The following is a 25750-nucleotide window of genomic DNA, read 5'->3' on the forward strand; positions in this document are numbered from 1 at the left end:
ATGAGTGATGCATTTACAGATGTTGCAAAAATGAAAAAAATTAAAGAAGAGATCAAGGCTCATGAAGGACAAGTGGTCGAAATGACGCTTGAAAATGGACGAAAACGTCAAAAGAATAAATTCGGACGCTTGATTGAGGTCTATCCTTCTTTATTTATCATTGAGTATACAAATGACAATAGCCTGCCAGGTGAACCAGCTAATACCTACGTGGAGTCTTACACCTATTCAGATATTTTAACAGAGAAAAATTTAATTCGTTATTTGGATTAATTTCTTGCTTTTATCGTTTAAATCAGTTATTATAATAAATACATATGGGAGTCTGTGTACAGTCTGAGAGGAAGTGTAAGCTTCGACCGCACCTGATCTGGGTAATGCCAGCGTAGGAAACAAATGAAATGAATTTTTCGTTATGAGTGACCTTGTGCTAACCGTCTCCTTTTTGGAGGCGGTTTTTAGTTTTGAGAAAGGAGGTTACGATGTCTCTTGTAAATAGATATTCAAAGCAGTTAATAGGGATTGCAGGGATTACCAGTCTTCTTGTCTTCTGGCAGTTGGCAGGATTTTTAAACATCTTGCCAAAATTTGTATTGCCGACACCACTTGAAATAGGGACTGCTTTTGTTCGGGATCGAGCGCTTCTGATGCATCACAGCTTGTCTACTCTTCAAGTAGCCTTGCTCGGACTCGTTATAGGGGTTCTTCTAGCTGCAGGTTTAGCAATTGTCATGGATAGTTTTCAATGGGTCAATGATCTAGTCTATCCTTTTATGGTTATCATACAGACGATTCCAACGATCGCCTTAGCGCCGATTCTGGTTCTTTGGTTTGGTTACGGTGTGTTTCCAAAACTTGTCTTGATCATTATTACAGTGGTGTTTCCCATTGTTGTGAGTCTTCTAGACGGATTTCGACATTGTGATCAAGATATTTTACGGTTATTTCAGATTATGCAAGCCAATCGATTTCAAACCTTAGTTCACTATAAGATTCCCGCAACACTCCCATATTTTTTTGCAGGTTTGCGTGTCAGTGTTTCCTATGCTTTTATCAGTACCGTTGTGTCAGAATGGCTAGGGGGCTTTAATGGATTAGGAGTTTATATGATCCAATCGAAGAAGTTGTTTCAGTACGATACAATGTTTGCGATTATTGTGTTAATTTCTACTATTAGCTTATTGGGAATGTTCCTTGTTGACCTACTAGAAAGAAGAATTCTAAAATGGAAAAATAATTGACAATGATGTAAATGTTGTAAAAATAAATTGACAATAATGTAAATGAGGTATAGCTAATGAAAAAGTCAATAGGTTTATTTTTCTCAATAATATTGGGATTTGTTTTCTTGAGTGCTTGTCAAAATTCTGTCAAGCAATCGTCAAGTGGTTTGAAAAAGATTGATTTTATTCTAGATTGGACCCCGAATACCAATCATACGGGTCTCTATGTAGCAAAGGAAAAAGGGTATTTTAAAGATGCAGGACTGGATGTAGATATAAAACTTCCGCCGGAAGACAGTAGTTCTGATTTGATTATTAATGGGAAAGCTCCATTTGGTATTTATTTCCAAGATTCTATGGCCAAGAAATTGGATAAAGGTGCGGGGATTACCGCTGTTGCAGCTATCGTCGAACACAATACGTCAGGGATTATTTCAAGAAAAGATGCAGCGATCACAAGTCCAAAAGATTTGGTTGGTAAGAAGTATGGTACCTGGAATGATCCGATTGAGTTGGAAATGATCAAATCGATGATGAAAAAAGAGGGGGCTGATTTTAATCAAGTAAAATTGGTTCCAAATAGTGATTCAAATTCCATTACTCCGATTGAAAATAAGGTCTTTGATGCTGCTTGGATTTATCACGGTTGGGATGGAATTTTGGCTGAGCAAAAGGGAATGAAAACCAATTTCTTCTATATGAAAGATTTTGTTCCTGCATTTGACTACTATTCACCTGTAATTATTGCTAACAATGACTATTTGAAATCTCATAAAGAGGAAGCAAAAAAATTCATTCAAGCGGTGAAAAAAGGCTACCAATATGCTATAGAGCATCCAGAAGAAGCAGCAGATATCTTGATTAAACAGGCCCCTGCTTTGGCTAACCAGCGTGATTTTGTACTAGCTTCTCAAAAATATCTTTCCAGTCAATATGCTTCAGACAAGGATAAATGGGGGCAGTTTGACTCCAAGCGTTGGAATGCTTTTTATGCTTGGGCAAAAGAGCAAGGATTGGTTTCAAATGACTTAGAAGACAAAGGTTTCACAAATGAATTGGTAGGTGACTGATATTTTAACCGTAAAAGATGTAAATTTCTCTTTTGGAGATAAAGCAGTTTTAAACAATGTATCACTAGAGGTGCAAAAAGGAGAAATTGTCTCTATTTTGGGTCCGAGTGGGGTAGGGAAATCAACCTTGTTTAATTTAATTGCTGGGATCCTTCCCTTACAAAAGGGTACCATAGAAGTAGATGATGCCCCGATCTCCTTTGGAAAAGTCAGCTATATGCTACAAAAGGATCTTTTGTTAGAACATAAGACAGTATTGGGAAATATTATTCTTCCCCTTCAATTAAAAAAGATTCCTAAGGAAGAGGCAACATCTACAGCTCTAAAATTGTTAGATGAATTTAAATTGGGAAGTATCGCCAACCTTTATCCCAATGCGCTGAGTGGGGGAATGCGGCAACGGGTGGCGCTATTGAGAACCTATCTTCTGGGTCATTCTGTCTTCCTATTAGATGAAGCTTTTAGTGCCTTAGATGAATTGACAAGGCAGGATCTTTATCACTGGTATCTAGAAAGTAAGGAACGTCTTGGCCTCACCACTCTGGTGATCACTCATAGTATCGAAGAAGCTTTGACATTGAGTGATCGGGTCTATATCTTGAATCATAATCCCGGTGAAATTATTGCAGATCTTCCTTTAATATGGGATCCAGCAACGGATAGGGACTGGCAACAATTGCAATATAAAAAACGAATCATAGAATTATTGTCTGAATTTCATTGAAATTGTTTTGAAGGACTTTACAAAGTTTCTATTCCGTGATAAAATAGAATTTGTGCGAAATGACAGCAGGACAAAATGAAGCTCGTCAACAGGAAGTCAGCTAGAAAAGTAACCTTTGCTGTTTGGGCGAAGGCTTTCTGAACGAATCAGGTTTGTCTAAAACGTTATTTCCTACAAAAATTATTTTTATAGGAGGACATTTTAAATGTCACGTTATACAGGACCATCTTGGAAACAATCTCGCCGTCTTGGCTTGTCACTTACAGGTACAGGTAAAGAATTGGCACGTCGTAACTACGTACCAGGTCAACACGGACCAAACAACCGTTCAAAATTGTCAGAATACGGTTTGCAATTAGCTGAAAAACAAAAACTTCGTTTCTCTTACGGACTTGGTGAAAAACAATTCCGTAACTTGTTCGTACAAGCTACTAAAGTTAAAGAAGGAACTGTCGGTTTCAACTTCATGCTTCTTTTAGAACGTCGTTTGGATAACGTTGTTTACCGTCTTGGACTTGCGACTACTCGTCGTCAAGCTCGTCAATTCGTTAACCACGGTCACATCCTTGTTGACGGAAAACGCGTTGATATCCCTTCATACCGTGTAACTCCAGGTCAAGTGATCTCAGTTCGCGAAAAATCAGCTAAAGTTCCAGCTATCCTTGAAGCTGTTGAAGCTACAGTTGGACGTCCAGCATTTGTATCATTCGATGCTGACAAACTTGAAGGTTCATTGACTCGCCTTCCAGAACGCGATGAAATCAACCCAGAAATCAACGAAGCACTTGTCGTTGAATTCTACAACAAAATGCTTTAATTTTAAGATATACTTTGCAGAAAGCCTACTACAGTGGGCTTTTTATTTTGTCTTAAAGGGTTGATTTCTGGCTTTGCTCCCCTTTTTGTTTTCTTAAAACCTAAACCTGCTAATAAAAAAACTCCTGATCTAGATCGATCAGGAGAGACTGTTACCGTAACATTTTCATTAAAAATTCAGCCATTTGTTGAGGACTTTCTTTTTTTCCGCGCGAAACCCACATCTGACAGACTCCGAAGAAGGCATTGGTCAGATAGACAGAACTGTAGACTCTTTCAATATCTGTTAATGATTTATGACTATAGCGCTCTTGCAAACTATCAACCAGAAGAATCTGTAATTTATGTCGTAAGAAGGTTTGGATCTCTTTGGTTCCATTCTCTGTCAGAAGAACTGCAAAGAGTGGCTCCTTGGTTAGGAATTCGAACACTTCTGTAATCGCTTGGCGCTTGTCGTCTTGGTGTTTGTCAAAGATATATTCAAGCTTGTGAAAGAGTGCTTGTTGGTAGCGCTCGATCATATCGTACTTGTCTCGATAGTGGGTATAAAAGCTAGAGCGACTAATGCCGGATTCTTGTGCTAACTCAACCGTTGTGATTTGGTCGAATGATTCCTTTTCTAGTAGTCGAACCATCGCCTCCTCGATATTTCGTTTTGTTTTTAATCGTTTATTGCTCTCAGTCATCTGTTAATCCTTTTTGCACAAAATTATACACAGTGTCTAAAAATAAAGATTTCCTACTTGTGAAAATTTCTAGAAACTGTATAATCTATTATATCAGAAATTTAGACAATGTGTATAAAAAGGAGACAAAAAATATGATGAAAGAATGGAAGGCTATTCTTAAAAAGCCAACATTTATCATTGTCATGATTGGAGTTGCTTTGATTCCAGCTCTTTATAATATTATTTTTCTATCTTCCATGTGGGATCCATATGGCCAAGTTTCGGATCTTCCTGTAGCGGTTGTCAATAAGGATCAATCTGCTACATATAATGGACAAAAGATGGAAATAGGAAAAGACATGGTGTCCAATTTGAAGGACAATGACTCACTTGATTTTCATTTTGTAGATGAGAAAGCTGCGAAAGATGGTCTTAAAAATGGCGATTATTATATGATTGTAACCCTGCCTGAGGATCTTTCAAAGAAAGCTAGCTCCATCTTAACCAATCATCCGGAACAGATGACCATTGATTACCAAACATCCAGTGGTCATAGTTTTATCGCAGGGAAAATGAGCGACACTGCGATGACAAAGATGAAGCAGTCAGTGGCCGAAAAAGTGACCAATACGTATACAACAGCTTTATTTTCCAAAATGGGATCGCTTAAAACTGGTATGGGGACAGCGGCAGATGGAAGTGCTAAATTAGCAGATGGTGCAAGTAAATTGGAAGATGGTGGTCAAACACTGTCTACTAATTTGAATACATTGGCTCGTTCAAGCTTAGCATTTTCAGATGGTGCGACTACTCTTCGTACGGGTCTAGCAGCCTATACAGATGGTGTTGGTCAATTAGGAAATGGTCTCAATCAAATGGCTGGTCAACTTCCAAACTTGGTATCTGGCGTCAATCAATTAAATAATGGGTTTGGTACTTTTAATACAGGCTTGATGGCTTACGCTACCGGAGTGGATCGATTAGGAAATGGTCTCAATCAAATGGCGAGTCAAACCCCTCAGTTGGCCTCAGGAGTTGGTCAGTTAACCAGCGGTATGGGGACCCTCAATGATGGTCTTGGGAATTATACCAATGGTGTGCGTCAATTGAATTCAGGCCTGTCAAACTTTTCAAATGGTTTAGCAACCTATACAAATGGAGTCGCTACTTTATCAGAGGGAGCGGGTCAATTAAGTAGTCAATCTGCTACCCTTCGAAATGGGGTTTCACAATTAGAATCAGGTATTCAAACATTATCAAGCCAGCTACAAGCTTCTACAAGTCAATCCGCTCAGATTGATCAATTGGCAGCAGGTTTAAACCAATTAAATGCAGCGATTCAAAATGCTACAGTAGATACCAGTCAACTGTCGTCTGGATTGACGAGTATTGCGAATTCAGCTCAATCAATCCTTGCTTCAGCCCAAGCGGATCGTGCAAATGCCCTTGCAAGTGTGCAAGGGACAGCAGCCTATCAAGCAATGACAGCTGACCAACAAGCGGAAATCAATGCAGCGATCTCATCGAGCCCAAGCTCGAGTGAAACGGCGGCTCAAGGAATCTTGACTACGATTCAAACGATCCAAGGTAGTTTGAATACAGGAAATAGCTTGACACAACTGCAAACGGCAGCCAATCAAGTTTTACCGACAGCTTCTTCTACCTTGACAGACTTGTCAAGTGGCTTGTCTAAGATTCAATCCGCAGTTAGTGGACAATTGTTGCCAGCTAGTCAAACCATCAATCAAGGGATCGGAGCTTATACAGCTGGTGTCGATAAAATCGCTAATGGAGCAACCCAACTTCAGACGAATAGCAGTACTTTAACAAATGGGGCTAGTCAGTTAGCAGCAGGTGTTGATCAACTAGATAGTAAATCATCAGAATTACTTGCAGGAAGCAATCAATTGGCTTCTGGTCTAGGTGAGTTAAATGGGAAGATGCCTACCTTGACATCAGGTATGAATCAACTGGCTTCAGGAGCGACCCAATTAACAGGTAAGTCGGGTGAATTGGTTGCTGGTGCTGGAAAATTAGCTGACGGTGTAGGACAATTGAACAGCAAGACTCCAGAGTTGGCAGGTGGTGTCAATAAACTTGTCACTGGTGTCAATCAGTTGACAGAAAAATCAGGTCAACTGGTGACCGGAGCTGATAAACTAGCCGACGGTGCAAATCAAATCTCAGATGGGTCCAGCAAATTAGCAGCAGGTGGCCAAACATTGACAAATGGTTTAGGTGAATTAGCAACAGGAAGCCAAACCTTGAGTCAAGGATTAAACGATGCTAAGGGACAATTGAATGTGGCTACAACTGAAAAAGAAAACGCTAAAACCTTAGCAGATCCTGTCACTTTGTCTAAAACAGACCGTGACAATGTCCCGGTGAATGGTGTCGGAATGGCTCCTTATATGATCTCTGTAGCACTCTTTGTTTGTGCCTTGTCAACCAATATGATCTTTGCAAAATTGCCATCCGGTCGTCATCCTGAAAGTCGCTGGGCATGGTTTAAATCTCGCTTTGAGGTCAACGGAACGATTGCGGTGATTGCAGGAGTCTTGGTCTATGGTGCCGTTCACTTGATTGGTTTATCAGCTAATCATGAGATGTCTACTCTCTTCCTTTGTGTGATTGGTAGTGTGGCCTTCATGTCTATCGTGACTGCTTTGACAACATGGCAAAGAAAGATCGGTGCTTTCCTTTCCTTGATCCTCTTGCTCTTGCAATTGGCTTCTAGTGCAGGAACCTATCCTCTTGCTTTGACAAATGGCTTTTTCCAAGCCATTCATCCATTCTTGCCAATGAGCTATACCGTTTCTGGTCTTCGTCAAACGATTTCGATGACAGGAGAAATTGGAAATCAAGTGGCCTTCCTTCTGATGACTATTGCTCTTTTTGCAGGGCTAGGAATGTGGTTCTATAATCCAAAACAATATGAAGAGGACTAATCTTCGGGAACTCCCAACAGAATGTGTTGGGAGTTTTTTGTTTCATGTGAAACAAGAGGCTGGGACAAAAGTCCTAGCCTCTCAATTGTTTTTGGATTGTCGAGCAAGACGCAGTGGTTGAGTGGGCTCTACTACGCTGATTTCATCAGCTTTTACAGCCCTACTCAACTGTGCGGAGGTGGGACGACGAAATCGAATTCTAACGAATTACCGATTTCTGTCCCACTCTCTTATTATTTAAAGAAAACAACATCAGGATTTGGAGTAATATAGAGAAGTTGGTCGTTTTCAAAGACCAGTTGGATGGTGTTATTTTTATAGGTGTAAATGGTATAGTCTACTCCGGATTTAGAAGCTTGTTTGAGATCAACAGCTCCCATCAAAAAGGCATGCGCTTGTTCTTCTGTTATTTTTCCCTCATGGTAGAGCGCTTTAATATTTTCTAATTCGGTATTTTCAAAAGATTCGGCAATATAAGCAGGGGCTGTTATTTGTTTCTCTGGATTCCCAAGAATTGTTTGGACAAGGGCAGTGGTATATCCTTCATAGTCCGGCGTCTGGGCAAAAATAGTATCGCCATTTCTAGAGTAGGCCACTTTTAGGTTTCCTGTCGCATAAATCTTATCTTTTGGAGCTTCTTGAGCATTTTTAGGGAGTCCTTCGGTTGTGACGCTGTCAGAAGAGGGCTGCGTTGTGGTTGAAGGAGAGCTAGAGGAGTTGCTTGAGCTATTTAAACTAGTTGAACGACTCGGGTGGCTAGAACGACTCGAGCTACTTTTTTTAGTGTTTTTCTTTTTTGAGCTGGTAGTAGTTGGTTCTTTTTTAAAGTCGATCTTAAGGTCCGGCACACAGGCTGATAGAAAAAGAAGAGATAGCAAGAGTGTGAAGAAAAGAGGGAGTGTTTGTTTTTTCATCATGTTCCTTTCGATAAGCTGATTGATTTTCTATTCTATCATAAAAAGGGTAACAAAAAAAGGTCAGGAAGAAATCCTGCCTTTATTTGTTATTATGGATGCCCACCTCCAGGTCCACCGCCTTGAGGTCCGCCACCGCCTCCAGGCATGGAGTTGACAATTTCCGTTTGTTTTTCACCGTTGATATAGATGTCTCCGCCAGTGTAGGTAGCAGTACCATCAAGGTCGAATCCAGATTGACCCGTTAATTTAATGGTTCCTCCGGTAACAGTGATATTTCCATTCGAATCAATTGGATCGGTATCGCCTTGTCCAACTTCAACGTTGAGGGTTCCACCATTCATGGTGAAGAAAATTTCATCTTGGTTGGCATTGGCATTGGCTGCATTGACCCCATCATCGGTTGCATAGATGGTGATATCTCCGCCGTTGATGGTGATCGATTTTCCTTCGAGGCCTTCGACAGACTCGGTTACCTCATAGGTTCCGCTATCGATGATCAGATCACCAGAAGCATGGATTCCGTCGTCTCCTGCAGTGATGGTCATTTTGTTGTCTGAAAGATACATGGTTCCGACCGAAGTATCTTCATCATTATCCACCTTGACGGCATCTTCATCTGCATCGATGGTCATGGTCGTACCAGTGATATTGAGTTCGTCATTGACGTTGAAGGCATCTCCTACAGCCGTGATCTTATAGGTTCCACCTGTGATATGGAGAGTGTCATTGGCCTTGATACCGTTGTTCATCTTGGCGTCAATGTTGAGCGTACCTGAACCATTGATGGTGAGGTCGCCTTTAGAGAAGATGACCGCATCGGCATCTTCATCATTGTTTGAACTTGAATCAGACAAGGTATTGGTCGTGCCGTCTGCTAGAGTGAGGTAGACATGCCCTGCTTTCGTAGCAGAAATTGGCGCGTTGGTGTTGGTCATGGTAACGCCTTTCAAGACGATGTGAACATCGTCTGAGTCACCCGCTTCAACCTTGATTTGAACCCCATCGGATTCACCAGAGATGACATAGGTTCCAGCCTTTGAGATGGTCACAGTTGATCCAGATACAGCTACGCCGTCACCTGATACACTTGCAGACGAAGCAGATAGTTTTACAGTAGAGGCTTTGCTTTCATCATAAGAGGTGTCCTTGTCCTTATCTGTAAAATAGTTGGAATTGTTTGTTTTATTTTTTGAAGTAGAAGTAGCGGTTGTTTGTGCAGTATTGCTTTTTGTAGCTGATTGTGATGACGCCTGGGTGCAAGCTGTCAGTAAGGTGAGGGTTGCGGCCCCCGTTAATAAAAATTTCCATTTGTTTGATTTCATGAGCTTTTCCTCTCGTTCAATTGATATGCTCCTAGTCTAAAGTTGCTAGCTGAAAGTTTCCTAAAGTTTTTCTGAAAGGAACCTTAACTTTAGTTTTCTTTAAATTTGGCTTAATGACCAGTTAAGAAAGTCCCATTAAACTAGAAAGCACGTAAGTCGTATTCATACTTACTGAAGGTTAGAAACAATAGATCCCTCTTAAAGGAGAAGAAACATGAAAAAAACAATTGAGACAAGTTTTAAACGAATCGAAACAAAATATATCGTCGCAAAAGATGACGTGAAGGACTTGATCAAAGACTTAAAAGAATACGTCGTAGAAGATGATTACCCAACCTCAACCATTTCAAACATTTATTTTGACACGGAAAATTTTGATGTCATTCAAGATGCTCTTGCAAAACAACACCGCCGTGAAAAAATTCGAATGCGGACTTATATAGAAACACCTCAAGCAGACAGTCCAGTATTTCTAGAGGTGAAGTCAAAAGATGAAGAAGGAATTGGCCATAAATTCCGTCTAGTCGCCACTTCGCAAGCCATTATCAACTTGATGACAGATGGGAAAGTAGATCATCAGATACAAGATCCAGACTTAGTGCAAGAGATTCAGAGATTGCGCAAACGTTATGGTCATCGATTGGAACCACGGATGTTCATTTATTACGATCGCTTATCTCTCAAAGAAAAGAAATCCATTCAGGGTTATCCTTATCAGAAGATTCGCGTGACAATCGATCAAAACCTAGTTTTTCGAGATCAGGCTGTTAGCCTTTTTGATGGGAAGAAAGGAGAACCTCTACTAGAGGATGACTTCGTGATCATGGAAATTAAGGCTCCTGGGCAAGAACCTAAATGGCTAAAGGATATTTTAGATAAGTACGGACTGGTCAAACAGAAATTTTCAAAATATAGCTGTGCTTATCATAAATCACAAGGCTTGGATTATGCCCCAAGACCAGTTCAAGAAACGGTAGGTGCTGCCTATGTCTAATCTATTTGATTCTATTTTTAATAATGCCACAGCAGCGGTGGATCCCTTGCGCTTACTGCTGGCCCTTTTGGTCAGCCTCTTTCTAGGGTTGGCCCTATCTTGGACCTATAAATACCGAACACTTTACACTCGAGAGTTTGTCATTAGTTTGACCTTGCTTCCTTGTATGATGACCTTAGTGATCTTTTTGGTCAATGGAAGTTTGGGAACCTCGATTGCAGTGGCAGGGACCTTTAGTTTGATCCGTTTTCGTTCGGCTACGAGTGGTTCGAGAGAGTTGATTGCCATTTTCTTAGCTATGATTATAGGACTAGCGGCAGGTTCAGGCTATCTTTTATTGGCCATATTATCAACCCTTTCTTTACTAGGGGTATGGCTGGTATTAGAGAACAAACAGAGTAAGGCAGACCATCAACGGCGCCGCCATTTGACTATTACCGTCTCAGAACAAGATTCTGTTGCAGAACAAATCAGTCAGTTGTTGGACCAAAGTTGTTCAGAAATTGACTTTATTTCTGTCACAACGGCCCAAGCTGGAGAACAACTGACCTTGAACTACGAGGTAAATATGAAATCGAACATCGATGATTTTGCTCTTGCCAATCTATTGATTAGCAAGATTGAAAATTGTGATGTCGCTCTGACAAAGAAAGCGAAGAAAAGAAAGAATCTATAACGGCTATCCTACTTTAGGATAGTTTTTTAGGATTTTAAGAACTTTTTAAGAAAAAGTGGTATACTGTTTCTAAAAAATGGAAGGAATCCCTTATGAAAAAGACTGCTATTTTTGAAGATGTCGTCTCTATTATGACCCATGATTCATCTACCATCAAGGATCGAAAAGGATGCGATCCAGAGCCTTTTCGAGAAAACATTACAGATGATATGACAGATGATGCCTTTCTCTATCAAGTTAAGACTTACCTAGCTAGTTTTGGGGTGATCGGGCATGTTTCCTTTCGAGATAAAAAGGCCAGTCAAAAAGGGTTCCTTTTGAGAATAAATGGACAGAAATTGTATGTTGAGGAAGCTAATGAAGAGACTGGTCTTCAAGTAGGAGATCAGATCCTAGCTCTGGATGGAAGTGACTTGGATCAGATAGCTTCTCTTCATAAAGACTATTTTATCAGCAAGACCCCTGAAAGACACTACCGAGAATGGGCAGATTTGGTCTCTCAGTCAACGAGTGTCACCCTGCTTCGAGAAGGGATAGAAAAGACCATTGAAGTAGTCCCTAGTCGAGAACCGATCCAAGATCAGATTTTTTGGAAAAGATTAGACGATGAGATTCTTTATCTTCGTCTGGATAATTTTATGGATGAAGGAGCCATTAGTCGGGTATATCAAGAGTGTTTACCGATGATGACGGAAGTCAAGTTTCTTATCATTGATGTCCGACAGAACGGCGGAGGGACAGACTCTTTATATTTCCCTCTATTACATCTAGGCTTAGAGAAGGATCAGGGCTATGATTCGCTTGACTGGGACGATGATGGTATGGAAATTCTCTACACGGAACGTAATGTTGATCTGCGCTTGAAAGACTTTGAGGACTGGATGCAACAGGAAGAAATTAGTCCTGAAACAGTTAAGCTGCTTGAAGATATGAAAGAGGACTTGCTCCGCCATCGGGGAAAAGGCTATGTAGCATATAAGGAAGAAAGCGAGGAATTCTTTCCAGAGGTTAGAGGAGGCCACTATCCTGAACAGATCTTTATTTTATCAGATATCTACTGCGCTTCTTCTGGGGATAACTTTGTTCAGATGATGAGGCAGTTTAAGAAGGTAACGGTGGTGGGTCGACCAACTCTCGGGATTCTAGACTACTCTAATTGTTGTACGGTTGATTATGGCAATTTTTGTTTAATGTTTCCCACCTCTCGCTGTTTAAGCGTGGATAAAGGGAAAGGGATGACGGATCAGGGTGATCTACCCGATATAGAGATTCCTTGGACACCTAGCCATTTCGAGAGAGATGTGGATCTGGACAAGTGTCTGGAGTTGATTCGTCAGGGGAATGTTAAATAAAACAGGATTTCAATCAGAAAAACTGATTAAAGAAAAAAATCCTTTGGTTAGAAGGGATAAATGTCTGAAATGATAACGTTTTCTACGACATTCTCACTATGTTTAAAATTGCTTACTTGGTATAAAAAATGGTAAAATAGTGAGTAACAATCAAAATGAAGAGTGAAACTTATGAAACATAAAACACTTTATAAATTTATCGGGCAGACGGTCTTGTATTTCGCCATTTTCCTAGCCCTACTTTATTTCTTTAGTTACCTTGGTCAAGGTCAGGGTGGCTTTATCTACAACGAATTTTAGAAAAGGAGACTCCTAGCCGTGTCAAACCAACCAATTACTGATATGATCGAGACAATTGAACGTTATGCGCAACTACAACCAGACTATCCTGTCTACAATGTCCTTGGTGAGGAGCATACCTATGGCCAATTGAAGGCTGATTCAGATAGCTTGGCTGCCCACATCGACCAAATGGGACTTCCTGAAAAGTCACCTGTAGTGGTCTTTGGTGGTCAAGAATATGAAATGTTAGCAACCTTTGTGGCCTTGACAAAATCTGGCCATGCCTATATCCCAATTGATAGCCACTCTGCCTTGGAGCGCGTGTCTGCCATTGTTGAAGTAGCAGAGCCAAGCTTGATTATTGCCATCAATGAATTTCCATTGGAAAACCCAGCTGCTCCAATCATGTCCTTGGAGCAAGTGCGTGAAGCTTATGCGGCTCAGCATGCCTATGACTTGAAACATCCGGTCAAAGGGGATGATAACTACTACATCATCTTTACCTCAGGGACAACTGGGAAGCCAAAAGGGGTGCAAATTTCGCACGATAACTTGCTCAGCTTTACCAACTGGATGATTACGGACAAGGAATTTGCAACGCCAGAGCGTCCGCAAATGTTGGCGCAACCGCCCTATTCCTTTGACTTGTCTGTCATGTACTGGGCACCGACCTTGGCTCTTGGAGGAACGCTTTTTGCTCTTCCATCAGCCATTACTCAAGACTTCAAACAACTCTTTGCGACCATCTTTTCTCTTCCGATTGCTATCTGGACTTCGACACCATCTTTTGCAGATATGGCCATGTTGTCTGAAGATTTCAATGCTGAAAAGATGCCAGGGATCACCCATTTCTACTTTGATGGGGAAGAGTTGACAGTTAAAACCGCTCAAAAATTGCGCGAGCGTTTCCCAAATGCGCGTATCATCAATGCTTACGGGCCAACAGAAGCAACTGTAGCTCTTTCGGCTGTAGCCGTAACAGATGAGATGTTAGCTACTTTGAAACGTCTGCCAATTGGTTACACCAAAGAAGATTCTCCAACCTTCATCATTGATGAGGCAGGAAACAAATTGCCAAATGGTGAGCAAGGGGAGATCATCGTATCTGGCCCAGCTGTTTCAAAAGGTTATATGAATAATCCAGAGAAAACAGCAGAAGCCTTCTTCGAATTTGAAGGTCTTCCAGCCTACCATACGGGAGATGTCGGAACCATGACGGATGAAGGCCTCCTTCTCTACGGTGGACGGATGGACTTCCAAATCAAGTTTAACGGTTATCGTATCGAGCTAGAGGATGTCTCTCAAAACTTGAACAAATCGAAGTATATTGACTCAGCAGTTGCGGTACCGCGTTATAATAAAGATCACAAAGTTCAAAATCTCTTGGCCTATGTCATCTTAAAAGAGGGCGTCAAAGAACAATTTGAGCGCGAAATTGATATCACGAAAGCCATTAAGGAAGATTTAGAAAACATCATGATGTCTTATATGATGCCTTCAAAATTCCTCTATCGTGACAGCCTGCCATTAACACCAAACGGGAAAATCGACATCAAAGGGTTGATTAGCGAGGTTAACAACCGATGATCGAGTTTTTGAAACAGCTCCCTCATTTAGAACACTATGGAACACCGATCTATTTTATCTACCTCATTCTAGCTTTTTTGCCGATCTTTGTGGGCCTCTTTTTCAAAAAGAGATTTCCGGTCTATGAAGGACTGGTGAGTCTGATCTTTATCATTTTGATGCTGACAGGTTCGAATCTCAAGCAAATTTATGCCCTGCTCTTTTACGTAGTCTGGCAAATTTTGATTGTGTATTCCTACAAGATTTATCGTCAGAAAGCGGACAATAAGTGGATTTTCTATCTTCATTCCTTCTTGTCTGTCTTGCCTCTGATCTTTGTGAAGGTAGAGCCAGCAATCAAGAATGGGCACCAATCCTTGTTTGGATTTTTAGGGATTTCGTATTTAACCTTCCGGGCTGTCGGAATGATCATCGAAATGCGAGATGGTGTCTTGAAAGAATTCACACTCTGGGAATTCTTACGCTTTATGCTCTTTATGCCGACCTTCTCAAGTGGGCCGATTGATCGTTTCAAGCGTTTTAATGAGGATTATAACGCTATTCCTGAGCGTGAAGAATTATTGGATATGTTGGAGCAAGCTGTTAAGTATATCATGTATGGCTTCCTTTATAAATTTATCCTAGCTCATATTTTTGGTCACTTATTGTTAGGACATGTGCAGACCTATGCCTTGTCTCAAGGTGGATTCTTCAATATCGGAACGCTGGGAGTCATGTATGTTTATGGCTTTGACCTCTTCTTTGACTTTGCGGGCTATTCGATGTTTGCTTTAGCAGCTTCAAATTTGATGGGAATTAAAAGTCCAATCAACTTTGATCGTCCCTTTAAATCACGTGACTTAAAGGAATTCTGGAATCGTTGGCATATGAGTTTGTCTTTCTGGTTCCGTGATTTTGTCTTTATGCGTCTCGTGATGGTATTGATGCGCAATAAAGTATTCAAGAGCCGAATTACCACCTCAAATGTTGCCTATATTATCAATATGTTGGTCATGGGCTTCTGGCACGGGGTGACCTGGTACTACATCGCTTATGGGCTCTTCCATGGGCTTGGACTGGTTATCAATGATGCTTGGATTCGTAAGAAAAAGACCATCAATAAAGAAAGAAAAGCAAAAGGATTGGATCCTATACCGGACAATCGTTGGACCAAAGCTTTGGGGATCTTTATCACCTTTAACACAGTGATGCTGTCCTTCCTGATTTTCTCAGGATTCTTGGATCAACAATGGTTTCCAAAATTGAAATAAAAGGAGAATAGAAAAATGGATGTAAAATCACAAGTAATTGAAATTATTGACGAATTGTTTATGGAAGATGTCTCAGACATGATGGATGAGGATCTCTTTGATGCGGGTGTCCTTGATAGTATGGGAACAGTCGAATTGATTGTGGAATTGGAAAATCGCTTTGGCATCCGTGTTCCTGTATCTGAATTTGGACGCGATGATTGGAATACTGCTAACAAGATCGTAGAAGGTGTAACGGAGCTTCAGAATGCTTAAGCGTTTGTGGCTGATTTTAGGGCCCGTATTTTGCGCGCTCCTCATGGTAACAGCTTTATTATTCTTTTATCCAATCAATCATAAGCACAACTATACCGAAGAGAAAAAAGCTGCGGTTAGTCTGAATGCAGAAGGATTCAAGAGTCGTACAAAGAAACAAGAAGCACTTTCTGATCCACAGCATCGCTTTGTCCCTTATTTCGGCTCCAGTGAATGGTTGCGCTTTGATGTGGTGCATCCAGCAGTTTTGGCTGAGAAATATGACCGCAATTATAGACCCTACTTTTTAGGAGAACGTGGTGCGGCTTCTTTGAACCAGTATTTTGGGATGCAACAGATTTTGCCAGAACTCAAGGACAATACAGCTGTTTATGTAGTTTCTCCGCAATGGTTTACCAAAAAGGGGTACGATTCCTCTGCTTTTCAACAATTCTTTAATAGCGATCAGTTGAATAGCTTTATTGCCAATCACCAACAGGATGCTGCATCCCAGTATGCTGCAAAGCGTCTATTACAACAGTATCCAAACGTCGCCTTTCAAAGTGTTGTAACAAAAATTTCTCAAGGAAAGAAAATTTCCGGATTTGATCAGTCTTTGAACCAGTTTGTTTCCCACCTTGTTCAACGCGAAGATGCTTTGTTTAGTAATCTTGCAACGCGTACAAACGGGAATTACGATAAGAAGGTCAAAAAACGTCTACAAGATTTACCAGATCAATTCTCATATGAGAAATTGGAAGAAATTGCAACGGCTGAAGCAAAAGTCAAAACCAATAACAACGACCTTGGAATCAGCAATCATTTTTACAATACTCGTTTAAAAATGAAGTTGAAGAAACTAAAAGGTTTCCAAAAAAACGAATCCTATGTTCAATCTCCTGAGTACAATGACTTGCAGTTGGTTCTAGACCAGTTTGCTAAATCTCGGACCAATGTTATCTTTGTCATTCCTCCAGTTAATGCCAAATGGATGAAATACACAGGCTTGAGCCAAGAAAAGTATGAACAGGCTGTTCAAAAGATTCGTTACCAATTGGAAAGTCAAGGATTCACCAATATTGCAGACTTTTCTAAAGATGGTGATCAGCCTTACTTTATGGAAGATACGATTCATATGGGATGGAATGGTTGGCTAGCCTTTGATAAAGCGGTCAATCCCTTTGTCACAAAGGCTGAAAAAGCACCAACTTACCATCTAAATGATCGCTTCTTCAGTAAAGACTGGGCCCAATATAAAGGGACACCAGACGAATTTAAATAATGCTTGATCAAAGGGGGCAGGATCAAATCCTGGCTCCTTGATTTGTGAGGAAAGTGACGAGAAAGTCACAAATAAGCAAGAGAGTTATCCACAGGCTGTGGGAAACTTACTTGTAAATGGATGAAAACAAGTCCTGGTGCTGATGACGCTTCCTCTTTTGAGGGGGCAATAGGTGAAAGTTATCCACATTTTTGTGGATAAGTGATAAAAAACAGTGGATAAGTCAGCTGGTTTGTGAAAAGGAGAATAGTGTGAAAAAAATTTGGTTTTACGCAATCGTTCAGGGAATTGTGATCTTTTTTATTGTGGGTGGCATGACCTATGTACTTAGGGGAGATTTCTTTTTCCGCTACCTATCCCCTATTTTTGGACTAGCAGCAGCTGTCTTGCGATTTGGGACGGCGACTTTAATGAAGGTGCTAGCACCCACTCTCTACGATGATCCCAAAAAGAAAGAAGAGAGCCACGATAACTAAAGAAGTTGGAGACTGAAAAAGTTGAGCTAAAGGCCACTTTCTGCTGGTCTTTATGGTAAAATAGAAGGAAGAATATTAGTTTGGAGATTAATTAGAAATGAAACGTTCAATGTATGCTGGACGTGTTCGTGAAGAACACATTGGAACTCGTATTACCTTGAAAGGATGGGTTAGCCGTCGTCGTGACTTGGGTGGTTTGATCTTTATCGATCTACGCGACCGCGAAGGAATCATGCAATTGGTGATCAATCCAGAAACAGTTAGTGCAGAAGTGATGGCTACAGCTGAAAGTATCCGTAGTGAATATGTTGTAGAAGTGACAGGTCTTGTGGAAGCTCGTGAACAAGCTAATCCCAACTTGCCAACAGGAGCAGTAGAACTCAAGGTAGAAGCTATTACGGTTCTCAATACTGCCGAAACAACACCATTTGAAATCAAGGACGGAATTGAAGCCAATGATGATACCCGTCTTCGTTACCGCTACTTAGACCTTCGTCGTCCTGAGATGTTGGAAAATCTCAAACTCCGTGCAAAAGTAACCCATTCAATCCGCAATTACTTGGATGAATTAGAATTTATTGATGTGGAAACACCCTTTCTTTCTAAGTCAACTCCAGAAGGAGCGCGTGACTATTTGGTTCCTTCCCGTGTCAATAAGGGTCATTTCTATGCCCTTCCTCAAAGTCCTCAAATTACAAAACAATTGTTGATGAATGCTGGATTTGATCGCTATTATCAAATCGTGAAGTGTTTCCGTGATGAGGATTTACGGGGAGACCGTCAACCTGAGTTTACACAGGTCGACTTGGAAACTTCTTTCTTGAGTGATCAAGAAATCCAGGATATCACAGAAGGCTTAATTGCACGTGTCATGAAAGAAACCAAGGGAATTGAAGTAACACTCCCATTCCCACGGATGAATTATGATGATGCTATGGCCTTGTACGGTTCAGATAAACCAGATACACGTTTTGAAATGTTGCTCCAAGACTTGACAGAACTTGTCAAGGGTGTAGACTTCAAAGTCTTCTCAGAAGCTCCAGCAGTTAAGGCGATTGTTGTCAAAGGTGCAGCGGATCATTACTCTCGTAAAGACATCGATAAATTGACAGAAGTTGCGAAGCAATACGGTGCAAAAGGTCTTGCTTGGGTGAAATATGCTGAGGGTACTTTGAACGGTCCTGTTGCGAAGTTCTTGACAGACTTGACAAGTGACTTGACAGCTGCTTTACAGTTAGAAGACAAAGATCTAGTTCTCTTTGTAGCAGATACTCTTGAAGTAGCCAATGCAACGCTTGGTGCTTTGCGTGTTCGTCTTGCGAAAGAGCTTGACTTGATTGACAACAATCAATACAACTTCCTTTGGGTAGTGGATTGGCCAATGTTTGAGTGGTCTGAAGAAGAAGGCCGTTATATGTCTGCTCACCATCCATTTACACTCCCACAAGCTGAAACAGAGCATGAATTGGAAGGCGATCTTTCAAAAGTTCGAGCGATTGCCTATGATATCGTCTTAAATGGCTATGAATTAGGTGGAGGAAGCCTACGGATTAATCATAAAGACTTGCAAGAACGGATGTTTAAGGCACTTGGATTTACAAAAGAAGCTGCCAATGAACAATTTGGTTTCTTGTTGGAAGCAATGGATTATGGTTTCCCACCACATGGAGGATTGGCGATTGGTTTGGACCGCTTCGTGATGCTTCTTGCAGGTGAAGATAATATTCGGGAAGTCATTGCCTTTCCTAAGAATAACAAGGCGACAGATCCAATGACACAAGCTCCTTCTGTCGTTTCTGAAAAGCAATTGGATGAGTTAAATCTTCAAGTAGAAGTAGCAGAGCAAGAATAGGACAAGAGAGAAAAGGGAGAGTCTAGGAATCAGTTGCTCTAAGATTTTCCTTTTCTTCTAATCGATGGATTGAAAATGAAAAAAATTCGCTTTCATAAGCTATTTCGCTATCATGTGCGGCGACTAGCTTATAACATTAAATTATTGCGCGTGCTGAAGAGCATCTCCCGTGAGAAATACGATGAAAAAGTGTCAGCTTCCTTGCTGTATGGTTTTCTATCAGCGATTGCCGTCAACTTCTTCTTTCAACCAGGACATGTATACTCCAGCGGTGCAACAGGTCTAGCTCAGATTTTGTCTGTTCTGAGCCAACGCTTTATTGGCTTTACGATTCCAGTTTCCTTGACCTTTTATGCCATCAATATCCCTTTGATGATTGTGGCTTGGTATCAAATTGGCCATAAATTTACCATCTTTACCTTTATTACGGTTTCGATGAGTTCCCTCTTTATTCAGTTCGTGCCAGTGATTACGTTGACCAACGATCCGATCATGAATGCCCTATTTGGTGGGGTTGTCATGGGAACAGGGATTGGTTTTGCTCTTCGGAACAACATTTCCAGTGGAGGAACGGATATTGTCAGTTTGACGATTCGAAAACGGACAGGAAAGAATGTTGGCAGCATCTCCTTTTTGGTCAATGGGACCATTATGTTGATTGCAGGTTTGACCTTTGGTTGGAAGTATGCTCTTTACTCTATGATTACCATCTTCGTATCGAGTCGAGTAACGGATGCTGTCTTTACCAAGCAAAAACGGATGCAGGCCATGATTGTAACGAGCCAGCCGGATGCCATTATTGAAAAGATCCATAAAAAATTGCATCGTGGAGCAACCATTATCCACAATGCAGAAGGAACCTATAACCATCAGGAAAAAGCGGTTCTGCTGACAGTTATTACGCGTGCAGAGTTTAATGAATTCAAATATATTATGAAAAAAGCTGATCCTCAGGCTTTTATCACCATTTCAGAAAATGTTCATATCATCGGACGCTTTGTGGAAACAGAAGAATAAAAATAAGAGAGTGGGACAGAAATCGGTAATTCGTTCGAATTCGATTTCGTCGTTCCACCTCCGCACAGTTGAGTAGGGCTGTAAAAGCTGATGAAATCAGCGTAGTAGAGCCCACTCAACCACTGCGTCTTGCTTGATAATCCAAAAATAATTGAGAGGCTAGGACTTTTGTCCCAGCCTCTTATTTTGCTGATTTCGTTTCGTGGAGAAGGAGCCAACTATGGGCGGAAATAGAAAGTTCCTTTCCTTTAGGAATAGGTGTTTGGAGATTTGCATGAGGATAGGCAAATAGCAGTTGACTATCGCTCGGATGTTGATAGGTCATGTCCTGATCACCGATATTAACGAGAATCGTTATTTTTTCACGATTTTTTTCAATCGTGTAGATCAAATGATAATCAGACAACCATTTGACGTCACAGTAATCTCGAATCTCTTGTCCTTTTTTCAAACGAAGGAGAGGTTGCGATTTCCGGTAAGCAATCAATTCTTTAAGAAAAGCAAGTTCTTCTTGGCATTTTGAAAGGGATGTCCAGTCCAATTGGTTGAGACTATCTGGCAAGTTATAGGTGTTTTCTTCGAGCCCTTTTGTGCGGTAACGTTCTTGACCAGCATGGATAAAAGGTACACCTTGGGATAATAATACCAAATGAAGAGCGAGGCGTGAGAGAGCTTTTCGCTCCTCTAGACGAATCTCTTCTTTTTCAAGTTGGAAATAATCAAAAACAGTTGCATTATCGTGGCATTCGACGTACTGAATGGCTTGTTGAGGTTGGGTGAAATGAGCAGGCCCTAGCTTCCCGACATTCGCCGTTAGAATGTTCGCAAAATCATTCGCAGAATGTTGACTCTCACAACGGTGACCGGCTAAGAGTGTTCTCTTGACCGTATCCCGGAAATTATCACTGAAAAAGCCAAAATCTGGTAATCGTTTTGAGTTGTACTGGTGAGCGAGCTGGTCTTCAGAGAGGCCGGTATCCATCTTCCACCCTTCCCCATAGAGATAGACGTTAGGATAGATTTCACGGAGCTCCTCTGCAATCTCTGTCATGGTTGGAATGTCTAGGATTCCCATCAAATCAAAGCGAAAACCATCAAAGCCGTAGAGGGAAACCCATTGTTTGAGAGATTGCTTGATATAGTGTTTCACCATGGAACGTTCACTTGCCACGTCATTTCCACAGAAGGTTCCATTGGTCCGCTCTCCCTCTGCATTATAACGGTAGAAATAACCAGGAACGATCTGTTCAAAAGCGTACTCATCTGCCTGGTAGACGTGATTGTAGACTACATCCATGATGACACTCAGATTAGCCCGGTGATAGGTGTCAATAGTGTCTTGGAGCTCCAGGATTCGCGCATAAGGATCGTTAGGATCACTCGCATAGCTTCCTTCTGGAACATTGTATTGGACAGGATCATAACCCCAGTTGTAGGCTTTCCATTGATCCTCTTCATCGACACTACCGAAATCATAGACAGGAAGTAACTGTACATGGGTAATGCCCAGTTTTTGAAGGTAATCAAATCCAAGGACCTGGCCATTGAGTTGGGGCGACTCTGTCAAGCCTTTAAACTTACCAGGGTGTTTAAAGCCAGCCTCTTTTTGGGCAGAGAAGTCCCGAACGCTCATCTCGTAGATGATTGCTTCTGTCGGATCTAATTGACGAGTGGCACGACTGATAGGACGTGTGATTTTCTTGCGGTCGACGACTAAGCTATCTCCAGAGTTTGCTAAAGAGGATAGAGCATAGGGATCGTGGATCCGACGTTCTAGGCCATTGACACGGAACTCATAGTGGTAGGCAGCTCCTTCCCAATCCCCTTTGAGCACGAGTTCCCAGACACCGTTTTCTGTACGATTCATCGGATAGACCTGATCTTCGATATGGAGGGTCACATCTTGCGAAATCGGTGCCCAGAATTTAAATTGTGTCTGACTTGGTGTGTAGAAACTTCCTAGATCCTCTCCACTATAGGTGAAGGTTTGATCAAAAATGGGTTTGCGAACAATTTGACGATAGTGGAGAATAGAAGAATTTCCAGCAGCATCGTAGATGGTGTACTCTTCTCCCAGTTCAAGCGGAACAGGGCTTAAGAAATAGTCTCCTGTATCAGTCGCTCCACTTGACGTTTTGACAGGGATTAAGGCAAGACGACCGTGGTTTGTTTCCAAATAAAAAGGAAGGATATGCTCCTCTCCTTTTTGGATACGAATCAGGTCTTGGTCATCTAAATAAGCAGTAAATGTAGACATAAAGACTCCTAGAGTTTCGTAATGGTATGGTCAATCAATTGACGGTAGCAAACGGTTTTTCCTTCTTTGTGATCCTTGATAATTTGTAGAATTGTCCGAACAGACTCACGTCCGAGTTCCACTGCATTGATGTCAATATAGGCTTCAATATCGAGTCGTGGCTTAATCGAATCAAAGGAAATAATCGGGATTGTCAGCTGGTGTTCTAATAGGTATTGGCGCACCCCTTCAGCAACGAGAATATCGGTTGTCATGATAGCATCTAGTTCTGTTAGAGGAAGACTCTCCATCAATTGATAAGAATTGTCTTCTAACATAAAACCAAATGAAAAATGAACCAGTTTTTCATCGAGAGGAATCCCTGCTTTTTGGAGAGCTTCTTTATAACCTTCATAGCGGTCTTGAGACACAGACAGCTCTTTGTTTCCTCCAATAAAAGCAATTTTCCGGTAGTTTTGTTGAATGAAATATTCTGTCGCATCAAATGCAGCCTTGATATTATCATTATCCACTAGCGAAACAAAAGGAGAAGCTGCCTTTCCGAGGATGAGGAAGGGGAACTTGTCTTTGATCGCAAAGTCAACGAGGGGATCATTCGGGCTAGAATATAGGAAAATCAAACCATCTACACGGTTTCCGTAGATGAGTTGCTTGAGGTTGTCGAGCCGCCGTTCTTCATTTTGCCCCGTACAGATTTGGATAGCATAATCATTGTCTGAGGCGATCTGGGTGATCCCTCTTAAAACAGTTGGGAAGAAAGGATTCTGGTAGAAGACGTCACTATCGATTGGAAGAACTAAAGCAATGACTTGACTAGATTGGCTGACAAGACTGCGAGCATTAAGGTTGGGATGGTAATCCAACTCGACCATGGCCTCACGGACTCGTTTTTTTGTTTCATCACTAATCGTGGATTTATTTTGGATGACGCGCGTGACAGTTGAAGGCGCGACGCCAGCGAGTTTTGCCACATCTTTGATGGTAACACGCATGAGAAAACCTCCTAGCGGTGATAGTCTGGATCACGGAAGTGGGTCTTATAAAATACCATAGCAAGATAGAGTACAAATAAGACATTTTGGATCATGATCGTCGTAGTAAATACTTGATGGAATAGTAAACTGATGAGGACACTTAGTAAAATAGGGAGTCCCAAGCAATTCAGAATACAATTGAAACATTCCTTGAAAGTTTGTAGTGAAAAGAGTCGAGATTTTCGCGTCAAGTAGAGGAAGAAAGATGCCCCTACAATGAGAATCAAATAATTGACTGTCGATAAGAAGCCAGAGAAAATCACGAGAAAGAGACTGACAGGGAGTCGATTTTCACGGAACCAATCGCTAGAGATAGCTTGAGTGAAGCTTTTTTTATCCCGAAGGCTCTCTTGATTGATAGCCTGGTATGAGACCGTAGCGAGTTCTTTATTTTCTTTTGAGATGATCAACTGTTTTCGATCAAAATGGAGGGTTAACTCCTTGCCCTCACTCGCCTTTGCTTCTTGGCCCAAGACAACCTGTCCTTTTGAAGTCTTGTGTACAGGGTTGTTTCCTGTATAGGTGAGCTCTTGGTCTTTGATCACAACGTGTTCTTGGATATCTTTCATGACGTCATTTGATAAAGGATCAAACACATCGCTGACAAAGGTTGTTAAGGGATAGGTTTTGAGTTGAGCATTTTGAAGAGCCACTGGTAATAGTGTGACAGAAATCAGAAAGAAAGAAGTAAAAATCATTTGGAACCAACTCAGCTTTTTGCGGTTTGCAAAAGAAGAGCGGAAATTGAAGATACTTGCGAAATAATTAAAAGGGTAGGGCATGAGATGACCTTTCTAAACATAAGAGAATCAGAGATGCAAAGAGGAATCTCTTTGATTGATTTTATTCTTAACGAAGGGTAGTAAAGAATCCACCATACTACCCTTAACTTAAAAATAAAATGTGTTTGAAATAAGGTTCTATTTTATCCTTTATCCCCACCAGCTGTCAAGCCTGAAACAAAGTTCTTTTGTAGGAAGAAGAATAGAATACAGATTGGAACCGCGATCAAAATGGCACCGGCTGCAAAGAAGGCGATCTTTTGATCTTTTTGGTCACTGATAAAGGTTTGAAGACCAACGGCTACCGTATAGTTTACTTCATCACGAAGCAAGAATTTAGACAAGATATAGTCTCCGAAAGGTCCCATGAAAGCCCAGAGTGCTTGAACGGCGATCATTGGGCGAACAAGTGGAAGGACAATTTGCCAGAAGCGGCGGAAGTGTCCTGCACCATCCAATTTAGCAGACTCATCAAGTGAGATTGGAACGGTATCGAAGTAACCCTTCATCAACCAAGCATTCATTGGAATACCACCACCAACATAAAGGAAGATCAAGAACCAAGGTTGGTTCAAGGCATTCAGCATCAAAGCCATAACGAAGAAGGCTGTGAGGGCTGCCATAGTTGGGACCATTTGGATGATCAAGAAGAAGACCAAACTTTGCTTACGCGCTAAGAAGTTGTAACGACTATAGGCATAACCTGCGAAGGTAACGATGCTGGTTTGTACCACCATCGTAATAATCGCGATGATCAAGGTATTCATATACCAAGTGCCATAAGGAGTTTCAGAGAAGAGTTTTGAGAAGTTATCAAAACTAAGATTGCCACTAAAATCAAGTGTAAAGGCACTGACGTTCCCTGACTTAAAGGCCGATAAGATCGTAATCAACAGCGGGTAGATAATGATGATTGAAAGAACCACCATGTACAGGTAAGTCAAGAAATGATTGAGGCGGCGTTTAAATTGAACTGAATTTTTCATT

Annotated in this window: 24 protein-coding genes; 17 read left to right on the top strand and 7 right to left on the bottom strand. The window is 41.2% G+C overall.

Features of this window, described 5'->3' with window-relative positions; translation table 11 throughout:
- From ABVF55_RS01530 to rpsD, 5 genes are all read left to right on the top strand, one after another.
- Positions 1 to 273, top strand: a complete 273-nt coding sequence (locus ABVF55_RS01530; RefSeq protein ID WP_003009183.1) for a Veg family protein — start codon at positions 1 to 3, stop codon at positions 271 to 273.
- A gap of 209 nt (positions 274 to 482) precedes the next feature.
- Positions 483 to 1241, top strand: coding sequence for an ABC transporter permease (locus ABVF55_RS01535; RefSeq protein ID WP_445285414.1), 759 nt, complete (start codon positions 483 to 485; stop codon positions 1239 to 1241).
- A 56-nt stretch (positions 1242 to 1297) separates the two neighbouring features.
- Positions 1298 to 2293, top strand: coding sequence for an ABC transporter substrate-binding protein (locus tag ABVF55_RS01540; RefSeq protein WP_049506426.1), 996 nt, complete (start codon positions 1298 to 1300; stop codon positions 2291 to 2293).
- Complete coding sequence (locus tag ABVF55_RS01545; RefSeq protein ID WP_320909621.1) at positions 2286 to 3017, top strand: ABC transporter ATP-binding protein; 732 nt, start codon at positions 2286 to 2288, stop codon at positions 3015 to 3017. The genes ABVF55_RS01540 and ABVF55_RS01545 overlap by 8 nt, the downstream gene beginning before the upstream one ends.
- A 205-nt stretch (positions 3018 to 3222) precedes the next feature.
- Entirely contained in the window at positions 3223 to 3834 is a 612-nt protein-coding gene (rpsD, locus tag ABVF55_RS01550; protein WP_003002210.1) for a 30S ribosomal protein S4, read from the top strand.
- A 151-nt stretch (positions 3835 to 3985) separates the two neighbouring features.
- On the opposite strand, the gene ABVF55_RS01555 is transcribed toward rpsD, so the two are convergent.
- Complete coding sequence (locus ABVF55_RS01555; RefSeq protein WP_003001962.1) at positions 3986 to 4519, bottom strand: TetR/AcrR family transcriptional regulator; 534 nt, start codon at positions 4517 to 4519, stop codon at positions 3986 to 3988.
- A 134-nt stretch (positions 4520 to 4653) separates the two neighbouring features.
- Between ABVF55_RS01555 and ABVF55_RS01560 the strand changes: the two genes are divergently transcribed.
- Complete coding sequence (locus ABVF55_RS01560; RefSeq protein WP_445285415.1) at positions 4654 to 7449, top strand: YhgE/Pip family protein; 2796 nt, start codon at positions 4654 to 4656, stop codon at positions 7447 to 7449.
- 233 nt (positions 7450 to 7682) lie between these two features.
- On the opposite strand, the gene ABVF55_RS01565 is transcribed toward ABVF55_RS01560, so the two are convergent.
- Positions 7683 to 8366 (bottom strand): DUF4947 domain-containing protein, encoded by a 684-nt coding sequence (locus ABVF55_RS01565; protein WP_042766417.1) that lies wholly within the window; start codon positions 8364 to 8366, stop codon positions 7683 to 7685.
- Positions 8367 to 8455: 89 nt separating this feature from the next.
- Positions 8456 to 9688, bottom strand: coding sequence for a carbohydrate-binding domain-containing protein (locus ABVF55_RS01570; protein ID WP_445285416.1), 1233 nt, complete (start codon positions 9686 to 9688; stop codon positions 8456 to 8458).
- 214 nt (positions 9689 to 9902) lie between these two features.
- Between ABVF55_RS01570 and ABVF55_RS01575 the strand changes: the two genes are divergently transcribed.
- The 11 genes from ABVF55_RS01575 to ABVF55_RS01625 all read left to right on the top strand — a co-directional run bounded on the left by ABVF55_RS01575 (position 9903) and on the right by ABVF55_RS01625 (position 20690).
- Positions 9903 to 10682: a polyphosphate polymerase domain-containing protein gene (locus ABVF55_RS01575; RefSeq protein WP_320909625.1), complete on the top strand. Its 780-nt coding sequence runs from the start codon at positions 9903 to 9905 to the stop codon at positions 10680 to 10682.
- Entirely contained in the window at positions 10675 to 11358 is a 684-nt protein-coding gene (locus ABVF55_RS01580) for a DUF4956 domain-containing protein (RefSeq protein WP_070587679.1), read from the top strand. The genes ABVF55_RS01575 and ABVF55_RS01580 overlap by 8 nt, the downstream gene beginning before the upstream one ends.
- 92 nt (positions 11359 to 11450) lie before the next feature.
- A complete protein-coding gene (locus ABVF55_RS01585) occupies positions 11451 to 12710 on the top strand; it encodes a S41 family peptidase (protein WP_445285417.1) in 1260 nt (419 codons plus the stop codon).
- Positions 12711 to 12881: 171 nt separating this feature from the next.
- A complete protein-coding gene (locus ABVF55_RS01590; protein ID WP_003002102.1) occupies positions 12882 to 13010 on the top strand; it encodes a teichoic acid D-Ala incorporation-associated protein DltX in 129 nt (42 codons plus the stop codon).
- Between the two features lie 18 nt (positions 13011 to 13028).
- Entirely contained in the window at positions 13029 to 14579 is a 1551-nt protein-coding gene (gene dltA, locus ABVF55_RS01595) for a D-alanine--poly(phosphoribitol) ligase subunit DltA (RefSeq protein WP_021154127.1), read from the top strand.
- Positions 14576 to 15829 carry a D-alanyl-lipoteichoic acid biosynthesis protein DltB gene (gene dltB / locus ABVF55_RS01600; RefSeq protein ID WP_049492700.1) on the top strand — a complete coding sequence of 418 codons (1254 nt, stop codon included), beginning with the start codon at positions 14576 to 14578 and terminating at the stop codon, positions 15827 to 15829. Before dltA ends, dltB begins: the two co-directional genes overlap by 4 nt.
- Before the next feature lie 15 nt (positions 15830 to 15844).
- Positions 15845 to 16084, top strand: a complete 240-nt coding sequence (gene dltC / locus ABVF55_RS01605; protein WP_003002265.1) for a D-alanine--poly(phosphoribitol) ligase subunit DltC — start codon at positions 15845 to 15847, stop codon at positions 16082 to 16084.
- Entirely contained in the window at positions 16077 to 17345 is a 1269-nt protein-coding gene (dltD, locus tag ABVF55_RS01610) for a D-alanyl-lipoteichoic acid biosynthesis protein DltD (protein WP_049506233.1), read from the top strand. The genes dltC and dltD overlap by 8 nt, the downstream gene beginning before the upstream one ends.
- 251 nt (positions 17346 to 17596) lie before the next feature.
- Positions 17597 to 17821, top strand: coding sequence for a hypothetical protein (locus ABVF55_RS01615; RefSeq protein ID WP_021154124.1), 225 nt, complete (start codon positions 17597 to 17599; stop codon positions 17819 to 17821).
- A 97-nt stretch (positions 17822 to 17918) separates the two neighbouring features.
- Positions 17919 to 19673 carry an aspartate--tRNA ligase gene (gene aspS / locus ABVF55_RS01620; protein ID WP_445285418.1) on the top strand — a complete coding sequence of 585 codons (1755 nt, stop codon included), beginning with the start codon at positions 17919 to 17921 and terminating at the stop codon, positions 19671 to 19673.
- A 75-nt stretch (positions 19674 to 19748) separates the two neighbouring features.
- Entirely contained in the window at positions 19749 to 20690 is a 942-nt protein-coding gene (locus ABVF55_RS01625; RefSeq protein WP_003009152.1) for a YitT family protein, read from the top strand.
- A 181-nt stretch (positions 20691 to 20871) separates the two neighbouring features.
- Here the strand turns inward: ABVF55_RS01625 and pulA are convergent, their stop codons facing one another.
- The 4 genes from pulA to ABVF55_RS01645 all read right to left on the bottom strand — a co-directional run bounded on the left by pulA (position 20872) and on the right by ABVF55_RS01645 (position 25749).
- Positions 20872 to 22947, bottom strand: a complete 2076-nt coding sequence (gene pulA / locus ABVF55_RS01630) for a type I pullulanase (RefSeq protein ID WP_320909627.1) — start codon at positions 22945 to 22947, stop codon at positions 20872 to 20874.
- Positions 22948 to 22955: 8 nt separating this feature from the next.
- Positions 22956 to 23939, bottom strand: a complete 984-nt coding sequence (locus ABVF55_RS01635) for a LacI family DNA-binding transcriptional regulator (protein WP_070661671.1) — start codon at positions 23937 to 23939, stop codon at positions 22956 to 22958.
- Between the two features lie 11 nt (positions 23940 to 23950).
- Positions 23951 to 24763, bottom strand: a complete 813-nt coding sequence (locus ABVF55_RS01640) for a DUF1189 family protein (protein ID WP_049518381.1) — start codon at positions 24761 to 24763, stop codon at positions 23951 to 23953.
- 143 nt (positions 24764 to 24906) lie between these two features.
- Entirely contained in the window at positions 24907 to 25749 is an 843-nt protein-coding gene (locus ABVF55_RS01645; RefSeq protein ID WP_041818389.1) for a sugar ABC transporter permease, read from the bottom strand.
- Position 25750: the final 1 nt, after the last annotated feature.

Source organism: Streptococcus sp. KHUD_012 (genome assembly GCF_052588255.1).

Coding starts and splice junctions, on each gene's coding strand:
- ABVF55_RS01535 (WP_445285414.1), top strand. CDS start 483: ATGTCTCTTGTAAATAGATATTCAAAGCAGTTAATAGGGATTGCAGGG.
- ABVF55_RS01645 (WP_041818389.1), bottom strand. CDS start 25,749: ATGAAAAATTCAGTTCAATTTAAACGCCGCCTCAATCATTTCTTGACT.
- ABVF55_RS01590 (WP_003002102.1), top strand. CDS start 12,882: ATGAAACATAAAACACTTTATAAATTTATCGGGCAGACGGTCTTGTAT.
- rpsD (WP_003002210.1), top strand. CDS start 3,223: ATGTCACGTTATACAGGACCATCTTGGAAACAATCTCGCCGTCTTGGC.
- ABVF55_RS01565 (WP_042766417.1), bottom strand. CDS start 8,366: ATGATGAAAAAACAAACACTCCCTCTTTTCTTCACACTCTTGCTATCT.
- ABVF55_RS01575 (WP_320909625.1), top strand. CDS start 9,903: ATGAAAAAAACAATTGAGACAAGTTTTAAACGAATCGAAACAAAATAT.
- dltB (WP_049492700.1), top strand. CDS start 14,576: ATGATCGAGTTTTTGAAACAGCTCCCTCATTTAGAACACTATGGAACA.
- ABVF55_RS01580 (WP_070587679.1), top strand. CDS start 10,675: ATGTCTAATCTATTTGATTCTATTTTTAATAATGCCACAGCAGCGGTG.
- ABVF55_RS01570 (WP_445285416.1), bottom strand. CDS start 9,688: ATGAAATCAAACAAATGGAAATTTTTATTAACGGGGGCCGCAACCCTC.
- dltD (WP_049506233.1), top strand. CDS start 16,077: ATGCTTAAGCGTTTGTGGCTGATTTTAGGGCCCGTATTTTGCGCGCTC.
- dltC (WP_003002265.1), top strand. CDS start 15,845: ATGGATGTAAAATCACAAGTAATTGAAATTATTGACGAATTGTTTATG.
- ABVF55_RS01640 (WP_049518381.1), bottom strand. CDS start 24,763: ATGCCCTACCCTTTTAATTATTTCGCAAGTATCTTCAATTTCCGCTCT.
- pulA (WP_320909627.1), bottom strand. CDS start 22,947: ATGTCTACATTTACTGCTTATTTAGATGACCAAGACCTGATTCGTATC.
- aspS (WP_445285418.1), top strand. CDS start 17,919: ATGAAACGTTCAATGTATGCTGGACGTGTTCGTGAAGAACACATTGGA.
- ABVF55_RS01560 (WP_445285415.1), top strand. CDS start 4,654: ATGATGAAAGAATGGAAGGCTATTCTTAAAAAGCCAACATTTATCATT.
- ABVF55_RS01540 (WP_049506426.1), top strand. CDS start 1,298: ATGAAAAAGTCAATAGGTTTATTTTTCTCAATAATATTGGGATTTGTT.
- ABVF55_RS01625 (WP_003009152.1), top strand. CDS start 19,749: ATGAAAAAAATTCGCTTTCATAAGCTATTTCGCTATCATGTGCGGCGA.
- ABVF55_RS01635 (WP_070661671.1), bottom strand. CDS start 23,939: ATGCGTGTTACCATCAAAGATGTGGCAAAACTCGCTGGCGTCGCGCCT.
- ABVF55_RS01530 (WP_003009183.1), top strand. CDS start 1: ATGAGTGATGCATTTACAGATGTTGCAAAAATGAAAAAAATTAAAGAA.
- ABVF55_RS01555 (WP_003001962.1), bottom strand. CDS start 4,519: ATGACTGAGAGCAATAAACGATTAAAAACAAAACGAAATATCGAGGAG.
- ABVF55_RS01585 (WP_445285417.1), top strand. CDS start 11,451: ATGAAAAAGACTGCTATTTTTGAAGATGTCGTCTCTATTATGACCCAT.